This window comes from Streptococcus sp. UBA4344 (genome assembly GCF_002393675.1).
Taxonomy (GTDB): Bacteria; Bacillota; Bacilli; order Lactobacillales; family Streptococcaceae; genus Streptococcus; species Streptococcus vicugnae.
Window position 1 is genome coordinate 85,242 of record NZ_DGTE01000032.1, and the last position, 26,252, is coordinate 111,493.

23 protein-coding genes are annotated in these 26,252 nt (G+C 38.0%); 3 read left to right on the top strand and 20 right to left on the bottom strand.

Annotated elements, in window-relative coordinates:
* Positions 1-40 precede the first annotated feature (40 nt).
* The 6 genes from araA to B4D49_RS06270 all read right to left on the bottom strand — a co-directional run bounded on the left by araA (position 41) and on the right by B4D49_RS06270 (position 8,684).
* Complete coding sequence (gene araA / locus B4D49_RS06245) at positions 41-1,465, bottom strand: L-arabinose isomerase (RefSeq protein ID WP_286783558.1); 1,425 nt, start codon at positions 1,463-1,465, stop codon at positions 41-43.
* A gap of 41 nt (positions 1,466-1,506) precedes the next feature.
* The gene (locus tag B4D49_RS06250) at positions 1,507-2,208 is read right to left on the bottom strand and encodes an L-ribulose-5-phosphate 4-epimerase (RefSeq protein ID WP_021141502.1); all 702 of its coding nucleotides are present in this window, start codon (positions 2,206-2,208) and stop codon (positions 1,507-1,509) included.
* 9 nt (positions 2,209-2,217) lie between these two features.
* Positions 2,218-3,804 (bottom strand): xylulokinase, encoded by a 1,587-nt coding sequence (locus B4D49_RS06255; RefSeq protein ID WP_286783559.1) that lies wholly within the window; start codon positions 3,802-3,804, stop codon positions 2,218-2,220.
* A gap of 182 nt (positions 3,805-3,986) precedes the next feature.
* Positions 3,987-5,060, bottom strand: coding sequence for a GntR family transcriptional regulator (locus B4D49_RS06260; protein WP_286783560.1), 1,074 nt, complete (start codon positions 5,058-5,060; stop codon positions 3,987-3,989).
* 143 nt (positions 5,061-5,203) lie between these two features.
* Entirely contained in the window at positions 5,204-7,705 is a 2,502-nt protein-coding gene (gene leuS / locus B4D49_RS06265; protein ID WP_286783561.1) for a leucine--tRNA ligase, read from the bottom strand.
* A 136-nt stretch (positions 7,706-7,841) separates the two neighbouring features.
* Positions 7,842-8,684 (bottom strand): patatin-like phospholipase family protein, encoded by an 843-nt coding sequence (locus B4D49_RS06270; protein WP_286783562.1) that lies wholly within the window; start codon positions 8,682-8,684, stop codon positions 7,842-7,844.
* Between the two features lie 108 nt (positions 8,685-8,792).
* Here B4D49_RS06270 and B4D49_RS06275 point away from each other — a divergent pair, with 108 nt between their 5' ends.
* Positions 8,793-9,509 carry an ion transporter gene (locus B4D49_RS06275; RefSeq protein WP_199544679.1) on the top strand — a complete coding sequence of 239 codons (717 nt, stop codon included), beginning with the start codon at positions 8,793-8,795 and terminating at the stop codon, positions 9,507-9,509.
* 50 nt (positions 9,510-9,559) lie between these two features.
* Here the strand turns inward: B4D49_RS06275 and nusG are convergent, their stop codons facing one another.
* The 5 genes from nusG to pbp2a form a co-directional block, all read right to left on the bottom strand.
* A complete protein-coding gene (nusG, locus tag B4D49_RS06280; RefSeq protein WP_074482854.1) occupies positions 9,560-10,099 on the bottom strand; it encodes a transcription termination/antitermination protein NusG in 540 nt (179 codons plus the stop codon).
* Positions 10,100-10,195: 96 nt separating this feature from the next.
* Positions 10,196-10,642: an HXXEE domain-containing protein gene (locus B4D49_RS06285; RefSeq protein ID WP_286783563.1), complete on the bottom strand. Its 447-nt coding sequence runs from the start codon at positions 10,640-10,642 to the stop codon at positions 10,196-10,198.
* Positions 10,643-10,760: 118 nt separating this feature from the next.
* Entirely contained in the window at positions 10,761-10,937 is a 177-nt protein-coding gene (gene secE / locus B4D49_RS06290) for a preprotein translocase subunit SecE (RefSeq protein ID WP_074482712.1), read from the bottom strand.
* Between the two features lie 64 nt (positions 10,938-11,001).
* Positions 11,002-11,154 carry a 50S ribosomal protein L33 gene (rpmG, locus tag B4D49_RS06295; RefSeq protein WP_003067827.1) on the bottom strand — a complete coding sequence of 51 codons (153 nt, stop codon included), beginning with the start codon at positions 11,152-11,154 and terminating at the stop codon, positions 11,002-11,004.
* 51 nt (positions 11,155-11,205) lie between these two features.
* Positions 11,206-13,530, bottom strand: a complete 2,325-nt coding sequence (pbp2a, locus tag B4D49_RS06300; protein ID WP_286783564.1) for a penicillin-binding protein PBP2A — start codon at positions 13,528-13,530, stop codon at positions 11,206-11,208.
* A gap of 174 nt (positions 13,531-13,704) precedes the next feature.
* Between pbp2a and B4D49_RS06305 the strand changes: the two genes are divergently transcribed.
* Together B4D49_RS06305 and B4D49_RS06310 are read left to right on the top strand one after the other, a co-directional pair.
* Complete coding sequence (locus tag B4D49_RS06305; protein ID WP_074482713.1) at positions 13,705-13,902, top strand: hypothetical protein; 198 nt, start codon at positions 13,705-13,707, stop codon at positions 13,900-13,902.
* Between the two features lie 57 nt (positions 13,903-13,959).
* Positions 13,960-14,820 (top strand): RluA family pseudouridine synthase, encoded by an 861-nt coding sequence (locus B4D49_RS06310; protein WP_199544682.1) that lies wholly within the window; start codon positions 13,960-13,962, stop codon positions 14,818-14,820.
* Positions 14,821-15,002: 182 nt separating this feature from the next.
* Here B4D49_RS06310 and B4D49_RS06315 read toward each other — a convergent pair whose 3' ends face one another.
* From B4D49_RS06315 to B4D49_RS06355, 9 genes are all read right to left on the bottom strand, one after another.
* Positions 15,003-16,619, bottom strand: coding sequence for a zinc ribbon domain-containing protein (locus tag B4D49_RS06315; protein ID WP_286783565.1), 1,617 nt, complete (start codon positions 16,617-16,619; stop codon positions 15,003-15,005).
* A 1,120-nt stretch (positions 16,620-17,739) separates the two neighbouring features.
* The gene (locus B4D49_RS06320) at positions 17,740-18,594 is read right to left on the bottom strand and encodes an Rgg/GadR/MutR family transcriptional regulator (RefSeq protein ID WP_414717964.1); all 855 of its coding nucleotides are present in this window, start codon (positions 18,592-18,594) and stop codon (positions 17,740-17,742) included.
* A gap of 152 nt (positions 18,595-18,746) precedes the next feature.
* Entirely contained in the window at positions 18,747-20,375 is a 1,629-nt protein-coding gene (groL, locus tag B4D49_RS06325; RefSeq protein ID WP_286783567.1) for a chaperonin GroEL, read from the bottom strand.
* Positions 20,376-20,425: 50 nt separating this feature from the next.
* A complete protein-coding gene (gene groES / locus B4D49_RS06330; protein ID WP_286783568.1) occupies positions 20,426-20,710 on the bottom strand; it encodes a co-chaperone GroES in 285 nt (94 codons plus the stop codon).
* 180 nt (positions 20,711-20,890) lie between these two features.
* The gene (locus tag B4D49_RS06335) at positions 20,891-21,694 is read right to left on the bottom strand and encodes an ABC transporter ATP-binding protein (RefSeq protein ID WP_074869749.1); all 804 of its coding nucleotides are present in this window, start codon (positions 21,692-21,694) and stop codon (positions 20,891-20,893) included.
* On the bottom strand, positions 21,694-23,664 hold the full coding sequence (locus B4D49_RS06340; RefSeq protein WP_286783569.1) for an ABC transporter substrate binding protein: 1,971 nt from the start codon (positions 23,662-23,664) through the stop codon (positions 21,694-21,696). The genes B4D49_RS06335 and B4D49_RS06340 overlap by 1 nt, the downstream gene beginning before the upstream one ends.
* Before the next feature lie 592 nt (positions 23,665-24,256).
* Positions 24,257-24,541 (bottom strand): hypothetical protein, encoded by a 285-nt coding sequence (locus B4D49_RS06345; RefSeq protein WP_021141460.1) that lies wholly within the window; start codon positions 24,539-24,541, stop codon positions 24,257-24,259.
* Between the two features lie 27 nt (positions 24,542-24,568).
* Positions 24,569-25,402 (bottom strand): PTS system mannose/fructose/sorbose family transporter subunit IID, encoded by an 834-nt coding sequence (locus B4D49_RS06350; protein ID WP_074630158.1) that lies wholly within the window; start codon positions 25,400-25,402, stop codon positions 24,569-24,571.
* Between the two features lies 1 nt (position 25,403).
* On the bottom strand, positions 25,404-26,246 hold the full coding sequence (locus B4D49_RS06355; RefSeq protein ID WP_286783570.1) for a PTS mannose/fructose/sorbose/N-acetylgalactosamine transporter subunit IIC: 843 nt from the start codon (positions 26,244-26,246) through the stop codon (positions 25,404-25,406).
* Positions 26,247-26,252: the final 6 nt, after the last annotated feature.

Consider the following 26,252-nt stretch of genomic DNA (forward strand, 5'->3'; position numbering starts at 1 on the left):
TAAATAGGAGTGAGGAGTATTTTCTTCTAATTAGGGATTATTATTTAATGACTACGTAATCAACACCGACCATTTTAGCCCAAGCAACAACTTGGTCAGATGTAGCGTTAAGTGAAACAACTGTGTGGTGACCGCCACCAGCTTCAATCCAAGATTTCACACCTTCGTGGAAGTTTGGTTTTACTTCCCAAAGAACACGTGCTACTGGAAGGTTTGGTGCAGCTTCTGTTGGTTCGAAGGCTTCAACTTCGTTAATCAAAAGTTTGAAGTTTGTACCGAAGTCAGCCATTGAAACGACAACACCAGAACCTGCTTTACCATCAAAGATTAAACGAGCTGGATCTTCTTTACCACCGATACCAAGTGGGTTAACACTGATTTTTGGTTTGTTGTGAGCAAGAGTTGGGTCAACTTCAAGCATGTGAGATTCAAGAGCAGCTTCTTTACCTGCAGCAAGTTCATAAGTGTAATCTTCCATAAATCCAGTGCTTTGGTTGTGAGACATTACTTTCATGAAGCGGTCAAGCGCAGCTGTTTTCCAGTCACCTTCACCAGCAAATCCATAACCTTGTGCCATCAAACGTTGAACAGCAAGACCTGGAAGTTGTTTCATACCATGAAGGTCTTCAAAGTTATCTGAGAAGGCAGTGTAGCCACCAGCATCCAAGAAACGTTTCAAAGCAATTTCATAACGCGCTTGTTCTTTGACATGGCTTTCCCAAGTTTCAACATCGTAATTACCATAATCAAAGTCATAAAGTTCTTTGTATTCAGCAAAGAGAGCATCGACTTCTTCGTCAGTGACTTGATTAATCACTTCAACCAAATCTCCGATACCAAAGTAATCTACTATCCAACCAAATTTAATTTGTGCTTCGATTTTATCACCGTCAGTAACAGCAACGTTACGCATGTTATCACCGAAACGAGCAACTTTGATTTCAAAACCAGAATTGTAAGCTACAGCGACATCCATCCAGTCACCGATTTGTTTTTGAACATCTTCGTTTTTCCAGTAACCAACAACGACTTTATTATTTTTTTGGAGACGAGCATTGATATAACCATATTCACGGTCACCGTGAGCTGATTGGTTCAAGTTCATGAAGTCCATGTCGATTGTTGCCCAAGGAATTGATTCGTTAAATTGAGTTGCCAAGTGCAACAATGGTTTTTGAAGCAATTTTGTTCCACGAATCCACATTTTAGCAGGTGAGAATGTGTGCATCCAAGTCACAACACCAGCAACTTCATCACGATAGTTAATTTCTTTCATCAATTTTGTGATGTTGTCAGCTGAAACAGCCAATTCTTCTTGGAAAACAAGTGGGTAAGGAAGGTTACCGCTAGCATTCAAAGTTGCGACCATTTCACGCGCATGTTTTTTAACTTCTTCAAGAGCATCTTCACCATACAAATGTTGTGAACCAACGACAAACCAAAATTCTTTTTTTGCTTCTAACATAATAAACTCCTTTATATTTTTCTTTAATTCTTAATCACAAGTTAACGATTTGCTTGACCGTAATAGGCATTTTTACCATGTTTACGGTTATAGTGTTTATCAGAGATGTATTGTGGCAACTCTGGTGCAAATGGGTTTAGGAAGCGTGTGATAGCATTCATGCGACAAACTTCTTCCAAGACCACTGCATGCATGACAGCGTCATAAGCATCTGTTCCCCACGTAAATGGACCGTGCCCTTGCAAAAGCACTCCAGGAACAGCCATCGGGTCCAAGCCACGTTCAGTAAATGTTTCGACGATAACATTACCTGTTTCGTGTTCATATCCTGCATCCAATTCTTCTTTTGTTAAGAAGCGTGCGCAAGGAACTGAACCGTAAAATGTGTCGGCATGAGTTGTTCCCATCGCTGGAACATCAAGACCAGATTGTGCCCAACTTGCTGCCCAAGGTGAGTGAGTATGAACGATACCACCAATCTCTGGGTAAGTTTTGTAGAGCACCGCATGGGTTGGCATATCTGATGATGGTCGAAGGTCACCTTCAACAACATTTCCATCAAAATCACAAACCACCATATCATCTGCTGTCATCTTGTCATAATCAACACCTGATGGTTTGATGACAAAGAGTCCTGACTCACGGTCAACCTCACTGACATTTCCCCATGTGTATTGGATAAGGTGACGTTTTGGTAATTCCAAGTTAGCTTGATAGACTTTTTCTTTTAAATCTTCTAACATGTCTTTCTCCTAAATCGTTTCAACTGCTGCTCGTTCAACAGCTAATCCCTTTTTGTATTTTTCCAAGAAAGCTTTAAAGCCTTCAACATCTGCAGCATCTGGTTCAATAGTTGCTACATCAGCGTCTGCAAAGACAACTTCTTCAAGATAATCAGCAAGTGAACGTTCAGTGTGGGTCATATAATCTGCAAGGAGAGCAATTCCCCAAGCACCACCTTCACCAGCTGTTTCCATTACAGATACCGGACTGTTAATCGCAGCTGCTAACAAACTTTGGCCAACTTTAGGTGTTTTGAAAATACCGCCATGACCAAGAATCTTGTCAATTTGGATATTTTCTTCATCGACCAAGATTTCCATCCCAATTGCAAGTGTTGAGAATGCTGATAGGATGTGGCTGCGCATCAAATTTGAAACGTTGAAATTGCTATCTGGTGTGCGAACAAGAACCGGACGACCTTCGTTGATATTTGTAATGCTTTCGCCTGAGTAATAACCGTAGCTTAGAACACCACCACAATCTTTATCACCTGACAAAGCAGTGTTAAAAAGAAGTGGATAGATGTAAGCTGTACTGATTGGTTTACCACACAAACCTGAGAATTCTTGGAACATTTTCACCCAGGCATTAATATCAGAAGTACAGTTATTAGCGTGAACCATAGCCACTGAATCACCAACCGGTGTTGTGACAATATCAATTTCTGGATGAAGTTTCTTCAAGGCTTTTTCAAGAACAATCATGGCAAAAATTGAAGTTCCTGCTGAGACGTTACCAGTTCGTTTAGCCACACTATTTGTCGCTAACATACCAGTTCCAGCATCACCTTCTGGTGGGCAAAGTTTTGAGCCTGCTTCCAATTCACCACTTGAATCTAGAAGTTTAGCACCTTCTTCTGTCAAAACACCAGCTAGCGTACCTGCTGTTAAAACTTTTGGCAACAAGTCTTTTAATTGCCACGGAACGTCGTAAGATTCAATTTTCTTAGCAAAGAGATTCAAAAATTCTTGGTTATAATCGCCTGTTTCTGAATCAATCGGAAACATTCCTGAAGCATCTCCGACACCGAGAACTTTCTCACCAGTCAATTGCCAGTGAATGTAGCCAGCTAAAGTTGTCAGATAATCAATATTTGAAACGTGTTCTTCTTTGTTTAACATCGCTTGGTAGAGGTGAGCGATACTCCAACGTTCTGGAATATTAAAATCAAATAAATCACTTAATTCCTTAGCGGCTTGAGCTGTAATGGTATTTCGCCAAGTTCTAAATGGAACTAGCAAGTTGCCTTCTTTGTCAAAAGCCATGTAGCCGTGCATCATTGCACTAAAACCAATTTGTCCGATCTTTTTAAGTGGAACTTGATATTTCTTAGCAACATCTGCTTTTAAATTACGGTAAGATGTCTGTAAACCTGTCCATATGTCTTCTAATGAATATGTCCAAATTCCATCGACAAGTTTATTTTCCCAATTGTAACTTCCAGAAGCAATTGGTCTTTGCTTGCTATCAATTAACACTGATTTTATGCGGGTTGAGCCAAATTCAACCCCTAGTGATACGTGACCATTTTTAATGTCATCAATAACATGCACCATGGATAGCCCTCCTTTTGTATCCGTTTTCAATTTCCGAGATTATTATAACACTTATGTTCGGACATGTAAATAGATAAAATTAAATTTGTTCGGACAAAAAGAAAAATAAGGCACAAAAAAAGTCCCATAAATGGGACAGCATCAAGCTTTTTCTATCATTTTTTTAACGTCAAAAAATTTTTTTAAATTTCTTTTACAGAATCTCGTTCAATCATCTCAGGCGCATAAAGAATCGATGTCATCTCAGTATTCTTTTCGATAGCATTGATTAATTGTTGCGCAGCCTCTTGACCAAGCTGCTTTTTAGGATGTTTAACGCTTGTAATTAATTGCGCTTGAGCCAAATATGAATTATCGTGACTAACCAAGGAAATATCTTTAGGCACAGTTAACCCAACCTCACGCAATGCCTGAATGAGTTGACTTGCCACTTGGTCGTTGTAGCAGACAATTGCCGTTGGAGCATCTGTTGAAGCCAAAATGTCCTCAACGTATCGCACGATTGCCTCTTTTTGATTTTTCGTCGTAAAGGTTGCAATATAACGAGATTGGAATGGCAAACCAGCTTCTTCGTGCATCTTGATAAAGCCTTTCATACGCAATTTACCTTGCATATCATCCATCTTGGCAATAAGCCCAACCTTAGTATGGCCTTTACCGATAAGATATTTGGTTGCTTCATAACCAGCTTGTTCATCATCAAGACTCGCATAAGGCACATCCAGCATGTCATAGCAAGCATTCAAAAAATAAACTGGCACGCCATCTTCACGCAATTGAGAGTAATAAGCAATATTAGGATTGTATTCATTACTTGAAGTCGGTTCAACCAAAAAGCCGTCAACCCCTTGGGAAATCATACTTTTAAGGCACTCCTCTTCTTGTGCAGGGTCATTATTTGTTGCATTAAGCATCAGAGAATAACCGTGCTCACGAAGCACTTCTTCAATCCCTTCAATAATTGTTGGGAAGATATAATCAGACAAATAAGTCGTAATAACACCAATTGTTTTGGTAGCTTGGGTCTTATTTTTTGATGCATCTTTATAATTCAAAACAAAGGTTCCTGAACCTTTTTCAGCTTTCAAATATCCTTGTTGAATCAACAAACTAAGAGCTTGTCGCACAGTATGGCGGCTAACTTGATAAATCTCTTGCAGCTTGCTTTCTGGTGGAATCACACTTCCAATCGGGTATTCACCGTTTAAAACTTTTTCTAAAAGATTATCTGCAAGTATCTGGTACTTAGCTGCCATAATTTTTCTCCTTCTAACATGTACGTACATTAAGTTTATCACAAGTTAAAGATGTCTGCAAGTTTTTATTAGCGTTGTTAATAAAAATACAAAAACGCACAGGATTCAACCTGTGCGTCATTTTTTTATTTACATCAAAAAACTTATTTTACAACAATGTTAACAAGTTTATTAGGTACCGCAATCACTTTGATAATGTCTTTACCAGCGATTTCAGCTTGAATTTTTTCGTTTGCAAGAGCAAGTTTTTCAAGTTCTTCACGGCTTGAGTCTTTTGGTACAACGAGTTTTGCACGTACTTTACCTTTGATTTGGATAACAATTTCAACGTCGTTTTCAACGAGTTTTGATTCGTCCCATGTTGGCCATGCAACGTATGAAATTGATTCACCTGATTGTGTCAAGACTTGCCACAATTCTTCAGAAAGGTGTGGTGCAAATGGTGCTAACAATTGAACAAATCCTTTAGCGTAGTCAGCAAAGAGTTTGTCTTCTTTATTTGCTGCGTTAACAAATACCATCAATTGTGCGATAGCTGTGTTGAATTTCATGGCTTCAAGTTGTTCAGTAACAGCTTTGACAGTTTCGTTGTAGACTTTATCCAAATTGCCATTATTTTCTGCAACAATTTCTTTTGTTGTCAACAAGCGGTATACGCGGTCGAGGAATTTACGTGAGCCTTCAAGACCTTCTTCAGACCATGCGATTGAGGCATCAAGTGGTCCCATGAACATTTCGTACACGCGAAGTGTATCTGCACCATAATGTTCAACCACATCATCAGGGTTAACAACGTTTTTAAGTGATTTAGACATTTTCGCTGGTGCTTGTTCAAGTTCTTCACCAGTTTCAATGTGGAAGAATGAACCGTCACGTTTTTCAACTTTGTCAGTTGCCACAAGCGCACCACGGTGATCGCGGTAGCTTGTTCCCAAAATCATCCCTTGGTTAAAGAGTTTTTGGAATGGTTCTTTGGTTGGAACGACACCTAAATCATAAAGGAATTTATGCCAGAAACGAGCATAAAGAAGGTGAAGCACAGCGTGTTCTGCACCACCGATGTAAATATCAACTGGCAACCATTGTTTCAACAATTCTTCATCAGCTAATTTTTCATCGTTGTGTGGATCAATGTAGCGTAGGAAGTACCAGCTTGAACCAGCCCATTGTGGCATTGTATTGGTTTCGCGACGACCTTTAACACCGTCTTCACGTGTCACTTCAAGCCAATCAGTCAAGTTAGCAAGTGGTGATTCACCTGTACCTGAAGGTTTGATATCTTTTGTTACTGGCAATACAAGTGGAAGTTGATCTTCTGGAACAGCTGTTGTTGTACCATCTTCCCAGTGGATGATTGGGATTGGTTCACCCCAATAACGTTGACGTGAGAAGAGCCAGTCACGCAAACGGTAAGTCACTTTCTTGTTACCAACACCTTCTGCTTCAAGCCATTCAACCATCTTATCGATAGCTTGTGCTTTATCAAGACCATCTAGGAAACCAGAGTTGATGTGAAGACCATCTTCTGTGTAAGCTTCTTCCTCAACATTTCCGCCTTCAAGAACTGGGATGATTTCCAAGTTAAATTGTTTTGCGAATTCCCAGTCGCGTGTATCGTGGGCAGGAACTGCCATGATAGCACCAGTACCATAGCTTACAAGAACATAATCAGCAATCCAGATTGGCATTTCTTTACCATTTACTGGGTTGATAGCATAGCTACCAGTCCAAACACCTGTTTTTTCTTTAGCAAGGTCTGTACGAGCAAGGTCTGATTTAAGGCTTGCTTGGTGTTTATAATCAGCAACTGCTTGAGCTTGTTCTGGTGTTGTAATAGCTTCAACAAGTGGGTGTTCAGGAGCTAAAACAGCGTAAGTTGCACCAAATAGTGTATCTGGACGAGTTGTAAAGACAGTGAAGTCTTTATCAGTATCTTTTACTTTGAAAGTAACATTAGCACCAGTTGATTTACCAATCCAGTTACGTTGCATGTCTTTGATTGATTCTGGCCAATCAAGGTCATCCAAGTCTTCAAGCAAACGTTCTGCGTATGCTGTGATTTTAAGCATCCATTGACGCATTGGTTTACGAACAACTGGGTAACCACCACGTTCAGATGTTCCGTCAGGAAGCACTTCTTCGTTGGCAATAGCTGTACCTAGTTCTTCAACCCAGTTAACTGGTACTTCAGCTTCGTATGCCAAACCTTTTTCATACAATTTTGTGAAAATCCACTGAGTCCATTTGTAGTAGTTAGGGTCAGTAGTATTCACTTCACGGTCCCAGTCATATGAGAAACCAAGTGAGTTGATTTGACGTTTGAAGTTGGCAATGTTTTTAGCTGTAAATTCAGCTGGGTCATTACCAGTGTCCATTGCGTATTGTTCTGCTGGAAGACCAAAAGCATCCCAACCCATTGGGTGAAGCACGTTGTAACCTTGAGCACGTTTGAAACGGCTAAGGATATCAGTCGCAGTGTATCCTTCTGGGTGTCCTACGTGAAGACCCGCTCCAGATGGGTATGGGAACATGTCTAATGCGTAGAAGTTTGGTTTATCCGCATCTGTTCCTGTTTTAAAAGTATGGTTATCAGCCCAAAAGGCCTGCCATTTTTTCTCAATCTCTTTATGATTATAAGTTGCCATGTCATTTCTCCATGTTCTTAGTATTGGTTACTATTATACCACGAAAAGAATAAAGAAAAAAGGCGAAATCACGGGGGATTTCACGCCTTTTGTTAGTTGATGAGACAAGTTTGATATCAAATCAAATCTTCGCTCATTATTTTGCTAAATATTCCTTCAAGTTTGTCATATCTTCTTTGGCATCTGCTAAGCCGACTTGGTAAATTTCTTCGTATTTTTCAGGATTTGTTTCAAGACGCCCGATTTCTAAATTTTGGCTTGGGCGAATGGCAAAAAGTTCGCCTTTATTTTCCAAGTCAATGATGTGCTCAACGGTATTATTGTAATGCTCGTAACGTTTTGAAGCAACTTCTACAAATTTAGGATATTTTCTATAAAAAAGTCTATAAAGACGACCGCTGCTTGGTTTTTTGCGGTAATCAATTGGACGTGTTAAGACAACAATCAATTTATCAAATCCTAAACTTCTTGCAAAATCTACTGGGATACTATCTGAAAGACCACCGTCAAGATATTTTTGGCCATTCCATTCTACAATTTTTGAAGCTAATGGCAGAGCTGAGCTTGCTCGAAGCAACTCCATTTGCTCAAAGACATTATCAACTTTATGATATTCAGGTTTTCCTGTTGCTAAATTCGTTACCGTTGCATAAAAAGGAACGCCTGATTCTTCAAAGGCTTTTTCATCAAAAACATCTAGTTCCATGGGGACTTTGTAGTAAGCAAAGTCTTTATTAACCACGTTTCCCGTCTTTAGCCATGAACGAAGTCCCATATAATTAGGATAAGAAGCATATTTTTTATTGTATCGAATAGCACGACCTCTTTGTTTTGATAGAAAATTAACACCAAATAAAGCACCTGCAGATACCGAAACAATACCGTCAACCTTGATACCAGCATCTAAAAAAGCATCTAGCACTCCTGCCGTATACAAGCCACGCATGCCACCGCCTTCTAATACTAAACCAACAGACATTCTCTTCCTCCGTTCTTTCTAATTTTGTTACTTATTATACCAAAAAACAAGCTATTTAGAGCGTTTCTGCTATGTTATAATGGTTCTAACAAGACCAAGGAGCCATTTATGAGAAAGAAAATCTATAATATCATCGAACCAAACAAAAATCTAACCACTGTCGAAAAAATCTATGATGTTTTCATGGTTATCGTGATTATTGCAAGTTTGTTGCCTTTAACCATCAAAACGCATTCCACTTTTTATGCGCATCTAGAAAATATAACAACTATTATTTTTATTGTCGATTATGTCTTGCGTCTAATAACCGCTGACTTTAAACTAAAACAAGGAAAATGGTCATTTGTCAAATACCCTTTTACTTTTCTAGCAATGACTGACTTGCTAGCCATCTTGTCATCACTTCTCTTTTGGAATAATACTTTTCGTCTGCTAAAAATTATTCGCATGGTTCGTACCATTCGAGTCTTTAAACTCTTTCGATACTCTAGAAGCCTTAATCTTCTCCTCCATGTACTTAAAAAGCAAAAAGAATCTTTGCTGATTGTCGGAGCCTTGGTCATCACTTATATTTTTATCTCTGCTTTGATTATCTTCAACGTCGAGCCGACAACTTTTAATACCTTTTTTGATGCTCTGTACTGGGCAACCATTTCTTTAACAACCGTTGGTTACGGAGATATTTACGCCGTATCAGCTATCGGTAAATTAATCACCATGATTTCATCAATTCTTGGCGTTGCTATCATCGCACTTCCTGTCAGCATCATGACAGCTGGTTACCTTGAAGAAATTGAAGAGCAAAAACGCCGTCGTAGACACTAAAATAATCAAAAAGCTGAACTTCTTTAAAGAGGTTCAGCTTGTTTGGATTATTACAATTCAGCGATTTGGTAAAGTTCCAATTCAGCTTGTGTTTCAGTTCCGAACATGTTAATCATCAATTTAACTTTATTATTTTCGATTTCAACAACACGTCCTTCTTGACCAACGAAAGCACCATCGATGATTTGAACCACATCACCTGGTTTGATGTTTGTATCAACGACATCAACAGTTTGTCCCATTGAGATAAGGATTGCGCGAATTTCTTCTTCCAAAAGTGGTGTTGGTTTTGAACGGTTACCATGTGAACCAACGAATCCAGTAACGTTTGGTGTATTACGAACAACAAACCAAGCTTCGTCTGTCATAACCATTTCAACCAAAACATAACCTGGGAAGCGATTTTCTTCAACTTCTTTGACTTTACCATTTTTTTCAACGTTAACTGTTTGTGTTGGAATTTCGACACGCAAGATGTTATCCAACATGTTATAAGTTTGTGCACGTTGCAACAATGTTTCTTTAACTTTGTTTTCGTAACCAGAGTAAGTCTGTAGGACAAACCAACCTTTATCAAAAGAATCTAACATAATTTCCTCCATTATAAAAAAGCCCCTAAGGGCTCTTTAGGTGTTTTTCTTTATTTTATTATAGGAAAAATAGCTGGCGCTGTCAACGAATTGCTGCTAAAGAAGCTTGTTTAAGAGTCTAAAAAACAAAAGAATATTACCAAAGATAATAACTAAGGTCACCAATGCATAAAGATATAAGTAATAATCATCTAAGCCAAAATACAAAAGAAAAACGAAGCAGATTAAACCACTAATAACGCCCCCAACTAGCCCTGGAACATATCTCCTCAACACTAGACTTTGCGCAATATGCCCAATAATATGGTAAATATAAGCAATAATAGCCGTCACATAAAATCCAAAGCGATTACTATAATAGCTAATCCCTAAAATTAACAACAAAAGCAGCAGTTGCTCAAAGACCGTAAGATTAAAAATCAGCGGTTTACAATATTCTCGAATTTTTTTAGTTTTCTTAGAGGTCGGTAAACTTGAAACAAATTTAGGCATAAAAATCAATTCTTCCATTTCATGTATCATAAATAATGCCGGAAAAATCATAAAAAAAATTCTACCATGCTCATCACCAATACCCCATAATTCTACTTGTTATTTCACTACCATTATATGCCTTGGCTGCAAAAATAAAAAAACCGTAGCTTTAGGCTACGGTTACATTTTAAAATCGATTTAATAAATCCATCACTCCCAGTGAGAGCAATTTATCGAAAATGAAAATAACAATGGTAAAGAATGCTGTATATTCAAGTACAGAGATATAATCTTTCCAACGTTGTTTACGATTTGGCCAAGTTGTTTCACTTAAAATCGTAAAAACTCCCTTAATGAATGCCACAGGCGACTCCTCCTTATTCTATCATCTCGCTCATTACTCTAAAGCTGAGAATGACCGCTACCAATTATCGTGTTTCTTTGTGTAGCGTATATTTTTTACAATGTTTACAATATTTATTAACTTCTAATCGTACAGGTTTGGGGTTGCTACTAACTCCGATAGAGTAGTTACGGCTTCCACATTCTGTACAAGCTAAACTTGCTTTTTTCTGTGCCATAATTCCTCCGAGACCTTATTTTATCATGTTTTTCGTAACTTGGCAAGTGGCTTAGTTAGTCTGCTTATTGAACCAACTTGAGAAGCTATCCCAAGCATCTTTTACCGCACGTCCAATCTTATCTCCTGCATCTTGAGCTGATTCTTGAACTTTATCAAGAATGTTATCAGAACTTGAGGATTGACTTGTACTTGTTTGACCATTTGCGCTATAAACCAAGTCATAACCATTTTGGCTATAAGCATTTTCAACGGTAAATTCAGTTCCTTCAGTGTATGGCAAAATGCTACTTGCTACAGCACTAAAGATTGTCGAAGCAGTACCTGAACTTGCATCAGTCAAGTAGTGGTTTTCATCTGTCGAATCATAACCAATCCATTGTGCGATAACCACATCTGGCGTGTAACCAATAACCCATTGGTCACTCGTCAAATCCGCATTAAAGTTGGCTTCCACAGTACCTGTCTTACCAGCAATAGTGTAACCATAAGCATTGGCATTAACAGCTGAACCATTTGAGAAAGTTCCAAGCATCATACTTGTCATCTTATCAGACACAGACTTACTAATCACACGCTTCGTTGATGGTTTAAACTCTGCAATCACATCGCCGCTGGCATTTTCAATCTTAGAAATCAAATGTCCTTTAGGCATTACGCCACCATTAGCAAATGTTGAGTAAGCTTGAGCCATTTCAAGTGGATTGGTTGTCACTCCACTACCGAGGGCCACACCCAATTCTTCCTTAACATTTTTCATGTTAAGACCAAATTTCTGACCATAACTCATTCCCTTGCTTACACCGATTTTATGAAGCAAATAAACGGCTGGAATGTTGTATGAATTTGCTAAAGCTTGATACATTGGAAGGTCCGCTGTTTCAATTCCTGCATAGTTAGTTGGTGAATAACCATCATAATCTCTAGGAGTATTTGGCAAATCAGTCGTAATAGCATAGCCTGAAGCAACAGCTGGTGAATAAACTACCAGAGGTTTAATAGTTGAACCTGGGCTACGTGAAGCTTGTGTCGCATAGTTAAAGCTACGGAAAGTTGCTGAGCTTGGGCTGACACGTCCGACCAAACCACGAACCGCACCAGTTGATGGATCCATCGCCACACTTGCACCTTGAGCTGTTTGACCATCATAATCAGACACTGGGAAATAAGCCGTGTTATCAAAAACAGCTTGCATGTTAGCCTGGTAGTTTTGGTCTAACTCTGTGTAAATCTTATAACCGTTATTGACAATATCATTTTCAGACAAGCCATATTTTTTCTCAGCTTCCTGAATCACCGCATCAAAATAAGAACCATATTGATAATCATCTGAGTTACCAGTATAAGTATCATTCAACTCATTAGCAATATTGACTTGCTTAGCCTGATCAGCTTCTGCTTGTGTAATCTTGCCAGCATCCACCATAACACTTAAGACGGTATTGCGACGGTTAGTCGCATTTGCTATAGAATAATAAGGATTGTAAATTTCAGGTCCTTTTAACATCCCCGCTAAGATAGCTGATTGTTCAACTGTCAAATTCGCAGCATCCGTTCCAAAATATTTGCGACTGGCATCTTGAACACCCCAAACAGAATTACCAAAATAAGCGTTATTAAGATACATGGTTAAGATATCATCTTTGCTGTATTTTTTAGTCAATTCAATCGCTAGGAAAAATTCTTTTGCCTTACGTGTGATGGTTTGTTCTTGAGTCAAATAAGCATTTTTAGCTAATTGTTGTGTGATGGTTGACCCACCACCAAAATGTCCCATGGTAAACAAAGCCAAGAAGAAACGAGAGTAATTAATCCCGCCATTTTTATAAAATGAACGGTCTTCTGTAGCAATAACTGCATTTTTCATGTTATCGCTGATAGCATTTAACTCAACGTAAGTTCCTTTTTGCCCTGAAAGGGAACCGACTTGATTCTCATCTTTGTCATAGATAACTGTTGTAGCTTTCAAAGCGTCCTGCAAATCCGAGACATTGGTTGATTTGGCAACCGCAAATAGATAAGAACCAATTGCTAGAACTGTAATTCCAACTAAGATTAGTAGGATTTTTCCAACTCGGTAACGACGCCAAAAACGTCTAATGGGATTCTTTGGCGATGGCATAAAGCGAGAAATTTTTTGCATCCAAGCTGGCTGTTTCTTTGCTTTCTCATGATATCCTTTACTGCGTTGGTAAGTTGGAGCTTTAGGCTCTTCAATGTTTCCAGTTTCAAAGTCACTTAAATCATCAGCCAGATAATCATCCAAACTATCTTCTTTTTCACTGTCCTGGCTGGTGTGATTTTTGAAAGGCAGTTCTTTCTTTACTTGATTTAAAAAAGAAAGAACTTTTTCTTTAATCATTTTAAATTTTGTCATACCCACATTATAACAGTTCTTTTTAAAATCGTCAGATGAAAAGGGATTTCATCTTGGATACAACGTTTTCATCTCTTTTATGGTAAAATAAAAGTATCAATAAAACGTTCACAACTAATCTGGTTGTTACTCTTGTCCACGATACTCGTTTTGAGTATTAGAAAGGATTTTACCATGAATAAAGGATTTGAAGCATTCAAAAAAACATTGTCACACGATAGTTTAAAAGCAGTTTATGATGAAACCAAACTCGAAGTTTCTGAAAGTGAAGCTGAAGGCACAGAAGCTTATTCAATGGCTGTCGCGACACAAATGGCAGTTAACCTTTTAGAAAAATACCATGATTGGTTGCACGAAAACGATCAAAAATAAACCACTAACGCGCCTGATATGGTGCGTTTTTACTTGCACTCATGCTATAATAACATTATGACTTTATCATTTACGCTTAAAAATCCTTACCCAGATTGTACCGTTAAGGAACTATTAGAAGAGCATTTGCTTATTCCACGAAAAATTCGCCACTTTTTGCGCACAAAAAAACACTTACTAATCAACGGCGAAACCATCAATTGGCAAAGTCTGGTGAAAACTGGCGACAAGATTCATTTAATTTTTGATGACGAAGATTATCCCCAAAAAGAGATTCCTTTCGGACAAGCCGACTTGGTTGATTGTCTTTACCAAGATGAACATCTCATTATCGTTAACAAGCCAGAAGGCATGAAAACGCACGGTAATGAGCCAAATGAAATTGCTCTGCTCAACCACGTCTCAGCCTATGTTGGACAAACTTGCTACGTCATCCACCGTTTAGATATGGAAACTAGCGGAGCAGTTATGTTTGCTAAAAACCCCTTTGTTCTGCCAATTCTCAATCGTCTGCTAGAAAATAAAGACATTTCACGTGAATACTGGGCACTAGCTCAAGGAAAATTTGAGCCAAAACATCAGGTTTTCCAAGATAAAATTGGACGTGATCGACATGATCGCAGAAAACGTGTTGTGGACCGCAGAAATGGCCAAACGGCCTTAACTATTGTAGACCGCCTCAAGGTCTTTCCAAAAGGGTCGCTGGTCAAATGCCGCCTAAAAACAGGACGCACGCATCAAATTCGCGTACATTTATCCGCACATGGTCATGCTATCATCGGTGATCCATTATACAGTAATATTCCTGCTAAGCGCCTCATGCTCCACGCGCATAAACTCAGCTTCACACACCCATTTACTCTTGAAAAAATCAGCGTTGAAGCAAAATCAAAAACATTTGAAGCTGGATTACATTAAAAGGGAGTGAGACAGAAATCAGTAGTTTCGCAGAAACTTGATTTCGTCGTCTCACCCCCGCAAGGTTGAGTAGGGTTGTAAAAGCTGATTTATCAGCGTATTAGAACCCACTCAACTACTGCGTCTTGTAATAATAACTATGTAAACAAAGAAGCTGGGTACTTTTGTCTCAGACTTTTACTTTATTTCTTACTTAAAGTTTTTCCAAGCATTGGTTTACTATAATCAAAATCAGCATCTTTATTGGCTTGCCATACCACTAGAGTAAGCTTGTTACCATCTACCTTAATGCCAAATGTATACTTAACACCTACACCACCTAAACCACTTACTACAAAGACGCTTGTATCAGCATCGTCTCCATAAACAAAGTGGTAAACGTTATTTCCTTTATCTTCAATACCAGTAACTTTAGTTTGTTTTTTATTATTTTTAGTTGTTTGAGTGACTGTACCATCAGCATCAAAAGTAAATGAGGTATCATTTTTATCATCCACTTTCCATGTTCCTAACATGGCTTCTGGGAAGAGAGAATCGACTTTTATTTGATTATCTTCATTGGTCACAGTGATGCTCTTTTGTCCTGAATTAGCAACCACATAGCTCGTTCCTACTTTCTTCAAGGTCAATTTACCTTCTAAGGTTTGAATCACTTCTCCAGAAGTTTGCTTTTCAGGATCTGTTGATTTATCGTAATGGAAATCATAAGTTGCTGTAAAGCCTGCGACATAAGTTTCTTTACCAACTTGAGAAAGACTAGTCAATGTAATATTAGGCACTGTTAAACTTGTTGCCTTGCGGCTGTCTGTTTGCATCTTAGCCTTGATACTTTCTTTTAACCCTTTATAAAACTCATTGTTCCCACCATCTTCAAAAACAGTGGATACTGTTGGCGAATCCTGACCAGCGTTCAAATAGAGAATCATTTGATCAAAAGCAGATACCAATACTTTACCAGCAGTTTCATTATCTAAAAGATTATCGACATTTAAAGCCACCGTATCCCCATCAGAAATACTTGAGAGGACTTGCTTTTGCGATTTTAAATCCCCGTCTGAGAATTTTTTCTTAACATAAGCTTGTGCAGAATCGGTTAATGGATAATCGCTAACCTCGTACTCACCATTTTCCAAAGTACCTACGCGCGTGTCATCAAAATAAAGGTCGCCATCTACTAAATTACTAGTTACTTTAAAGTTCTTAAAACTAACTGACAAATCTAGCAAAGTATTCTTGCCATCATAGGCTTTGCTAAGTTTAACTGGCTTGCCATTGTATTTACCTGAAATACTTGCGGTATAATCTGCAATAGGTAAACGCTCAAGATTGACTTGATAGTCATCTGAATCACTGATTGCAACTTTCTTTTTATTTAGCAAAACATCAACCTTGTTGACATTAGTCTTAATGGTCAAATTCAAAGGTTTCAAGGCAATGCGATAATTTGGGAAAATCAAAAACTTATGACCGATTTTCTTCACATAAGCATCATCAGAAGCATCAGCTTTCTCCAACTCACTACTTAGCTTGTCAGCTTCTGTTTTTGAAAGTTTACTAAATGTGGCATACTTGGCCTCATCAGTTGTCACTTTTTCATTATTATCTGCCCAGACAATATAGCCCTTGATATTATCAAAAGTATCTCCAGATTTTTGATACGCTGAGACATAATCTCGAATCACTTGTTTTTTGGAATAGTGAAAACTTCCCCACACCACAAAAACGATTAGCAATGTTGCTAAAATCAAACTAGGAATCCAAATTTTTTTACGTTTTAACGTGTGTTTAAACTTTTTCATTTTAAGTCTCCCTATCTTAACGAATCTTGAATTATCATTATACCAAAAACTTTTTAAACACCTATTACAGAAAAATCACACCATATTACAACTAAAAAAGGCGGCTCTAAAAAACCACCTTTTACTATTCAGAAATCATCTTTGTTATCAATGATAACAAGATAAATCGCACCTAAAACCGCACCTGTAACACCTAACCAAAACATCATAAGCCTACTCCCTTCATCCAGTAAGCATATATAAAACTAAACCAGCATTTTCTAACCTTAGTATACTACAGACACAGCTTTTTTACGATTATTTTTATCTTTTCAGCATTTGCTTTTTTCAGAAAAAGAAAAAACGAACTCCACCAAATCAAAAGAGTTCGTTTTTCCTTTAAGTTTTTTTAGTGTAGCTGTCAGTCTTTTCAGAAAGTTATACAGTCAAGCTGCACCAGCATATTTTCAGCTGCCCCCAACTGAAAATACGATGTCAAAATAAATAAGTCTATAAGAATACCAAGATTTTAATGTGTGAACAATCAAAGAGCTTAGGCATTCTCAATAAACCCTATCTCATGTCATATCTCTCGGAAATGTACTAATTTTGAATTGAACGTATAATACTACTAATACTACAGACGGTGTCGCTCAATAAGAAAAAAAGATATGACTTATACACCTCAATCAAATAATTCAGGTGTCAAGATTAGCATATTGCTAACTCTCCTGGATATAAATCCATTCCCTTGAAGCAATACTCGTTATAACATATGACTCCCAAAAATCAAAAGCTCCCAATCAATTGATCCCTTCATATGTCAAACATCTTGCCTAACCAAGAATAATATTGCTCCGTAAGCACTACTTAAAATACTTACACGTATAATATACCACGGAAAAAAAGCTTTTTAGAAAATTCGCAAATATGAAAATTCAATTTTTGTTTTTTCATATATGATAATTTTAAGTTTTCCCTGTTTTTTACGATAAAATAAAGGTAATAGGAGGTCATTAGAATGTATAAGAAACTTATCGTACTAACAGCGCTTCTTCTTACTCTTAGAATTTGGCCTTTTTAACCTAACCAAAAATTTGTTCTTTCTAATTAAAAATCAAGGGATTTAATCCCTTGGTTTTTATTTTTTATATAGCTGGATAAATTGTTCTAGATGTTTTTCCAAGAGATTTGCCATCGTGGGATTTCCAAGCTTTTCAACCATTTCAATACAATCTCTCACTGGCTGAATATCATCAGTATCACCTTTCAAATAAGCCAAAGTATTTCTTAAAAAGGTTAAAAATACCACTGTAAACATATCTTGATAATTAATCATACTTTCCAATTTATTCATAAAATAATTCGTATAATAAAGTTGCTGATGTTCTATTAAAACCAAAATAATGTTAATAAAAGTCAATTGCGCTGCCTTTTTATGTTGAGAAAGAGACAAATAAAATTCATTACGTTCAGCAAATGCTCTTCCTAAGAAAATCAGATCAGCATCAGATAAAATAGACATAGTATTACTAAAAAGATAAAGTTCATACTCTGTCCACTGCTCAATACTGTAAAGATAATGTGTCAAAAACTGCTTATCATCTTCACTGATTTCATAACTTGAATCAAGAGAATAAATAGCACTAATAATATCAATCCGTGTCAAACGATTATAGGTGTCAAAATTTTCATCAGCTTCAAAATTTTTAAGCACCTCCTTTAAACCATCGATATCACCCGCAACCTGTAAATTAGCCAATTGATTACCAAGCTTAAAATAACTACTTTCTTGATAGTGATTAAGGGCATGTCCAAATTCTGAAAAACTCATGTGGATAGCTGAGATAGCTACTAGAAGCTTATCTGCAGTAAGCATCGTTTGCCCATTCTCAAATTTCGATAACTGGGAAATTGATAAATTTTCGCCAGCAACATCTTTTAGTTTTAATCCACGCGCCATGCGCAACTCACGATACAACTCACCCAAACTCATCATTTCTTTCTCGTCCACTATAACACACCCTCTTCCTAATCAGAATTTATATCTTCTTCATTATATCAAATTACTTCTGAATATTAGAAATTCATAACATCACAAAAAAACACCTCAAATGAGGTGTTTTTTTAATCTATTTAGCTTTTGGTTTAGAAGCCACCCATCATTGATGGCTCCATACCTGGAGCTGCTGGAGTTGATGAAGCAGGTTCTGGATGGTTAGCAACAACTGCTTCTGTTGTCAAGATAAGGCTTGCTACTGAAGCAGCGTTTTGAAGAGCTGAACGTGTAACTTTAACTGGGTCAATGATACCAGCTTCTACCATGTCAACCCATTCACCGTTAGCAGCGTTAAATCCTGTACCAACTTCTGAGTTTTTCAAACGTTCAATGATAACTGAACCTTCATAACCAGCGTTGAAAGCAATTTGGCGAACTGGTTCTTCAAGGGCACGAAGGACAATGTTACGTCCAGTTGCTTCATCGCCTTCAAGATCTAGTTTAGCCACTTTTGAAATGACGTTAACAAGGGCTGTACCACCACCAGCAACAATACCTTCTTCAACAGCAGCGCGTGTCGCATTAAGGGCATCTTCAATACGCAATTTCATTTCTTTAAGAGCTGTTTCTGTAGCCGCACCAACTTTGATAACAGCAACACCACCAGCTAATTTAGCCAAACGTTCTTGAAGTTTTTCGCGGTCAAATTCTGATGTTGTTGAAACAAGTTGTGATTTAATCACGTTGACACGGTTAGCGATAGCATCTGCATCACCAGCACCTTCAACGATAACTGTGCTGTCTTTATCAACAGTTACTTTAGCTGCTTGACCAAGAGCTGCCATGTTAGCATCTTTCAACTCAAGACCAAGATCTTCTGTAATCACTGTAGCACCAGTCAAAATAGCGATATCTTCAAGCATTGCTTTACGACGGTCACCAAATCCTGGAGCTTTAACAGCTACAACATTGAAAGTACCACGGATTTTGTTAAGAACAAGTGTTGGAAGAGCTTCGCCATCAACGTCATCAGCGATGATGAGAAGTGGACGGCTTGTTTTAAGCACTTCTTCAAGAAGTGGCAAGATATCTTGGATGTTTGAGATTTTCTTATCTGTAATCAAGATGTATGGATTTTCAAGATCGGCTACCATTTTTTCATTGTCAGTAACCATGTATTGTGAAAGGTAACCACGATCAAATTGCATACCTTCAACAACGTCAAGTTCTGTTTCCATACCACGTGATTCTTCAATAGTGATAACACCATCGTTACCAACTTTTTCCATCGCTTCTGAAATGTATTCACCAACTTTTTCAGAACGTGATGAAACGGCAGCAACTTGAGCAATCGCTTCTTTATTAGCAACTGGTTGAGCAATTTCTTTCAATTCGTTAACTGCGACAGCAACAGCTGATTCAATACCACGACGGATACCAATTGGGTTAGCACCCGCAGTTACATTTTTAAGACCTTCACGAACGATAGCTTGTGTCAATACTGTAGCAGTTGTTGTACCGTCACCAGCGATGTCATTTGTTTTTGAGGCAACTTCTGAAACAAGTTTAGCTCCCATGTTTTCAAAGTGGTCTTCTAGTTCGATTTCTTTGGCAATTGTCACACCATCATTTGTAATAAGTGGTGAACCAAATGATTTTTCAAGAACAACGTTACGACCTTTAGGACCTAAGGTTACTTTAACTGTATCTGCTAAAATATCTACCCCACGCATCATACTTGCGCGTGCATCTGATGAAAATTTAATATCTTTTGCCATATCTATTCCTCTGTTTGATTTCTATTAATATACTATTTTATTAATCTATCTTACGCCAATACGGCTAAAATTTCAGCTTCACGAACGATAGTAACAGTATCGTCACCATCTTTCACTTCGACACCTGCACCATTTTCAATAATAACTTTATCTCCAGCTGCAACACTTGGTGCGACCAATTCACCTGTCAGTGTACGGGCACCAGTACCAACAGCTACAACAGTTGCCGTTTGTGTGCTTTCTTTGCCTGCGCCAGCAAGGACAAAACCACCAACTGTTTGTTCTTTTTCTTCTTCAACTTTCAAGACCACACGGTCACCTAATGGTTTCAACATGCTTTTGCCTCCAATATTTTTATTATGGTTAGCACTCTTTATATTAGAGTGCTAACATCTACAAAAACTATTCTAACACTTGGTCAGAAATAGTCAAGAAAAAAACACTATTTCTAACAAAAGAAAATACAGGAGTTTTCACTCCTGCATTTACGATTTTTCCTCGAGTAAATCACATTTTTACCCCAACACTAGGGCATCGTCATTTAGGACTTGACCACTATTTTTATGGAAGAGGTCCATGAGTTGAGCAACAGTTAAATTTTTCTTTTCTTCGCCACGAACGTCAACGACGATTTTACCGTGGTAAAGCATAACCAAACGGTTACCATACTCAATAGCGTGTTCCATATTGTGGGTAATCATCAAGGTTGTGAGTTCTTGCTCTTCAACGACTTTCTTAGTCAGTTGCATCACCATATCACTCGTTTTGGGATCGAGAGCAGCTGTGTGTTCGTCAAGAAGCAAGACTTTTGGTCGTACTAAAGTTGCCATGGCAAGTGTGAGCGCTTGGCGTTGACCACCTGATAGGAAAGCTGCATCGGTTTTCATACGGTTTTCTAGTCCCAATCCTAGCTCAGCCAATTTCTCTTTGAAAAGTTGACGTTCTGCTTCTGTAACTGATTTTTTGAAAAAGCTACGCTTTTTGCCACGACGGTAAGCAATGGCCATATTTTCTTCAATGGTTAGATTAGTTGCCGTTCCCATTCGTGGGTCCTGGAAAACACGGCTAATGTCTTTTGAACGTGCGGCAACTGATGCTTTGCGAATGGATTGACCATCTAGGACAATATCTCCTTCGTCAATCTCAACCACACCTGCGATAGAGTTCATCAAGGTAGATTTACCAGCACCATTTCCCCCGATAACTGAGATAAAATCACCTTGTTCGATGTCCAAGTTTAAGCCACGTAAAACGTGATTTTCGTTAACTGTCCCTTTTTCAAAGGTTTTATGAATATTTGATAAGCTTAAAAGTGCCATTAGTCGTTACCTCCTGGAGTCAATGTTTTTGAGGGTTTAATGTGTAGTTTATTGCGAATTTCTGGAACATAGAGAATCAAAGCAAGAAGAAGCGCTGAGGCCAATTTAAGCATTTGGGCATCCACATTCATGGCTAGGATAATAACAAGTACCAAGCGGTATAGAATTGAACCAAGAACAATTGACCAGAGGCGTTTACCGAGTGGCAAGTATTTGACAATCACTTCAGCCAAAATAATTGAAGCCAAGCCATTAACGATTGTTCCCGTTCCCATATTCATATCAGCGTAGCCGTTATTTTGCGCTAAGAGTGAACCAGCAAGAGCAATCAAACCATTTGAAATCATGTAACCTAGAATCTTCATACGGTCAACTTTAATCCCGTTAGCTTCACCCATAGCAAGGTTATCACCTGTCGCACGAAGAGCAAGTCCCATTTGTGTGTTCAACAAGACCACAAGTAATAGAATGACCAAAGCTACAAAGATAACACCAATCAAAATCACGGCGTAAAGTTTTGAAAGGCTGAGAGCTGACGTCATCACTGTTACAAGAGTTTCTTGACCAGCTAGTGACACATTGGCACTACCCAAAACCAAAAGGTTAACAGAATAAAGAGCTGTTAAGACGATAATCCCTGTTAAGAGCGCTGGAATTTTCATCTTGGTGTGCAAGAAGCCAGCAACTGCACCGGCTAACATACCAGCCACAAAACCACCAATTGTCGCAAGCAATGGATTAATGCCATTAACAATCATAATAGCTGTTGAAGCTGCACCAAGTGGGAATGAACCTTCAGCAGAAAGATCTGCAATGTCCAAAATACGGAAAGTAATAAACACACCGATAGCCATGATAGCCCACAAGAGACCTTGTGAAATAGCTGTTAAAATGATATCAATCCAAGCATTTGAGCTTGATTTATCAGATTTGCTTGATTGGTTAGCAGCAGATTTCTCTTGACTGCCAGTTGATGCACTTGTCTTTGTTGTCTCCTCAGAAGAAGCTTCTGTCGTTTCGTTTTCAATGCTACTTAAATCAATACCAAGCGTTTTAGCCATATCATCATTAGCAACAACATTGAGAGCTTTAGGATATTCTGCAGCAACCTTACTTACATCTTCACCTTTAATAATACGAACAGCTAACTTAGCCGTTTGACGACCAAGTGCTTCATAATTTGCACCATAAGTAAAAAGAACACCTTGGTCAACCACGTCTGCAGAACCACCAACAACTGGAACTTTCATTTCTTTTGATAGTTCTGTAAGTAATGAAATGGCGCTGACAATCATATTATCTGTTGGGATGAAAAGAACTTGTGTTTGACTCATTAAGCTTTTAGCAGTGTCTTGAACATCATTAGTTGATGAAATCCCTTTGGTAATAACATTGATACCTGCTTTAGCAAATTCTTTCTGCGCTTCTTCAACTTGAACTTCTGAATTACGTTCATTAGTTGTGTACATAATCCCAACTTTTTTCACATCAGGCATAACTTTTTGCAACAATTCTACCTGTTTTGAGATAGGAGACATATCGCTCGTTCCAGTCGCAATGCCGTTAGGAGTTTCCATAGTATCTACTAGTTTTGCTGATACTGGGTCCGTTACTGCTGTAAACAACACCGGAACATCTGTTGATAGATTTGACAATGTTTGCGCAGCCGGTGTCGCAATCCCTAAAACCAAATCATTATTTGACAACAAATTTGTTGAAATGGTTTGAAGATTTGACTGGTCACCTTGAGCATTTTCATAATCTAATTTAAGGTTTTTCCCGTCAACATATCCTTCTTTTTTCAATTCAGCGACAAATCCCTTGCGAGCTGCACTCAGAGAAGGGTGTTCCACATACTGAAGAATCCCAATATGAACTACGTCTTTATTTGCATTTTTTGATGATGAACACCCACCTAAGGTGAGCGCGGCTAACATGACAGCCATCAAAGTTGCTAAACATTTTTTCATAATGACCTACCTTTACTTTTTGCCCACTTGCCTTACTTAACCAAAGACAAGATATTAATAATTTTTCCTAAATCAACCACAATAAAAACCAGCTAGCTCAAAAGTCTAACTGGTTTTTTGGCGTATACAAAAAGTAAAAAATACCTGAAAGCCAGTTAGATCTCTAAGTATCTAATCGGCTTTTTCAAAACAGTCAAAATGCTTTAGCTTCATAGATACAAACGCAGGTGACGTTTGCATCCATGATTGGCTACAAACGTCTATCTAAAGAAACTAAAGTAATAGTATCGATTCAGTTTTTTAGTCAGAATAGACGAATTTTTAAGCATACTATTTTCTCCTGTTAAGATTCACAAATCAATGAGTGCTAGGTATTGACTTGCGTAAATTGTTTTTGATTGTTTACAGTTTACCCCTATTTTATCTATTTGTCAATATATTTTTAAAATTCAGAAAAATAAAACATAAAAAGATTCCTAGCAAGGAGATTACGTACTAGGAACCTTTTTATGTTGAATGTTTGAGTAAGTAATTGTAATTTTTTGTATTGTTATTTTAGAATAGTTTTTAAAAAGAGTTTACACATTTTGATTTAAAATGATTGGAGTTTTGTTTCAAAATCGTCAATAACTTTGGCAAGATTTTTCTTACCATGGTAGATACCATAGCCAAATATTAACATGCCCAAACTTCCAAGGATCATCACGACAAAACCGAGAATTAGCAAAATGATTTGTTTGTTAAAGAAATAAATGAGTAAAAATCCTAAACTCGTTACTGCTAGAAGTAAAGTCAACCAACGACCTAAATTTTCAAGCATATGTTTTTGATAAGCTATTTCAGTTTCATAACCTCTGATAAGTTCTGATTTTGTCATGATATTTCTCCTCTAGAAGTATGTAAATTAGTAAGACAAACCTGGGTTGAAGAAACCAACAAGTACACCGACAAAGGCAATAACTACGAGCAATAGCATAACTTTGATTGGTGAGATGTTTTTCTTAGCCATCAACCACCAGCAAAATACGATGAATAATGCTGTTAGGAAACCTGGATAAACGGCATCCAATTTGTCTTGAAGAACCAAGTATGGGTGTTTAGCGTTACCAAGTTGGAATGAAGTTTTAACTGATACCCAAGTAGCGGCAACACCACCGACAACCATACCACCAACGATTGATACAGCTTTACGGATAGCTTGACCTTGAGCACCAACTAGGAATTCAACGGCTTTATCACCAAGTTCATAACCTTTGAAGTATGCAAATTTCATACCAAGGTATGCAAGCAAGTTCCATACAACGATGTAGAAAATTGCACCGATTGGAGAGCCACCTGTTGAAAGACCAAGGGCAATACCTAAGATAACTGGAATCAAAGTACCAACGACAAGAGAGTCACCGATACCTGCAACTGGTCCCATAAGACCTGCACGAAGTCCGTTGATTGTTTCGTCATCAACTTCTTCAGAACCATTAGCACGAGCCTCTTCAAGCCCTGCTGTGATACCAACGATAAGAGCACCAAGTTGAGGTTCAGTATTAAAGAAAGCTGTATAGGTTTGCATTGAACGTGCTTGATCTTCTTTGTTATCATATAATTCTTCCACGATTGGTAGCATAGAAGTTAGGTAACCAAATGTTTGCATGTGTTCTTGTGAGAAACATGTCAAGTTACCATAGTACCAATGATGGAAAGATTTCATTAAAGTTTTCTTAGTTAATTTTTTTTGAGCCATCTTAGATATCCTCCTCATCATCGTCAAAGTCATCTGCTGCTGCAGTTGCTTTTACATGTTTAGCCATTTCAAGTTCGTAGAACAATACTGCAAAGATCAATGAAATAACTGCACATGAAACCAAGTTCAAACCAAGTGAAGCCGCCAAAGTAAATCCAACAAAGAATGGAATAAAGTCAACAGCTTTTTCAACAATTTGTTTCAAAAGAATTGCGATTCCGACACATGGTAGCAAAGCACCGACTGTGAAGAGGGTTTTCATTGGAATACCATCCATTGGAAGAGCATCTTTCATTGCTGTTACGGCAGTTGCACCAAGTTTACACATGATCAAAGTTGGAACAAATGAGAAAACGATGTGTGAAATCCAAGGATATAGCCAGTCAACTTTGTAAAGTTGTTTGAAGTTTCCTTTTTCAACAGCACGCCAACCAATATGTTGCCATACAAGGTTCATTGTAGCTGTTCCGTAGAAAAGAACTGTACCAACAGTACCTACAAGAGTACCCATTGATTTAGCCAAATTAGCCGCATCAGCTGAGTCAGCTGACAAACCTTGTGAATGGATGGCTACCATTGCCAAAGGGATACCAATATAAGATACTGCACGTACATCGGCTGAAACAGTACCACCTGGTGTGACAAGAGCAATGTAAACCAATTGCATGGCCACACCACAAATAACACCTGTTTTGATGTCACCAAGGATAAGACCACAGACAAGACCACCGACAAGAGGACGACCAAGAGTATAGTTACCAATAGTTGTACCACCAAGTCCTGGCATTGAAGACAAACATGCAAACAAACCTAACAAGGCCGCTTGAAACCAAGAAATTGTCATAATACT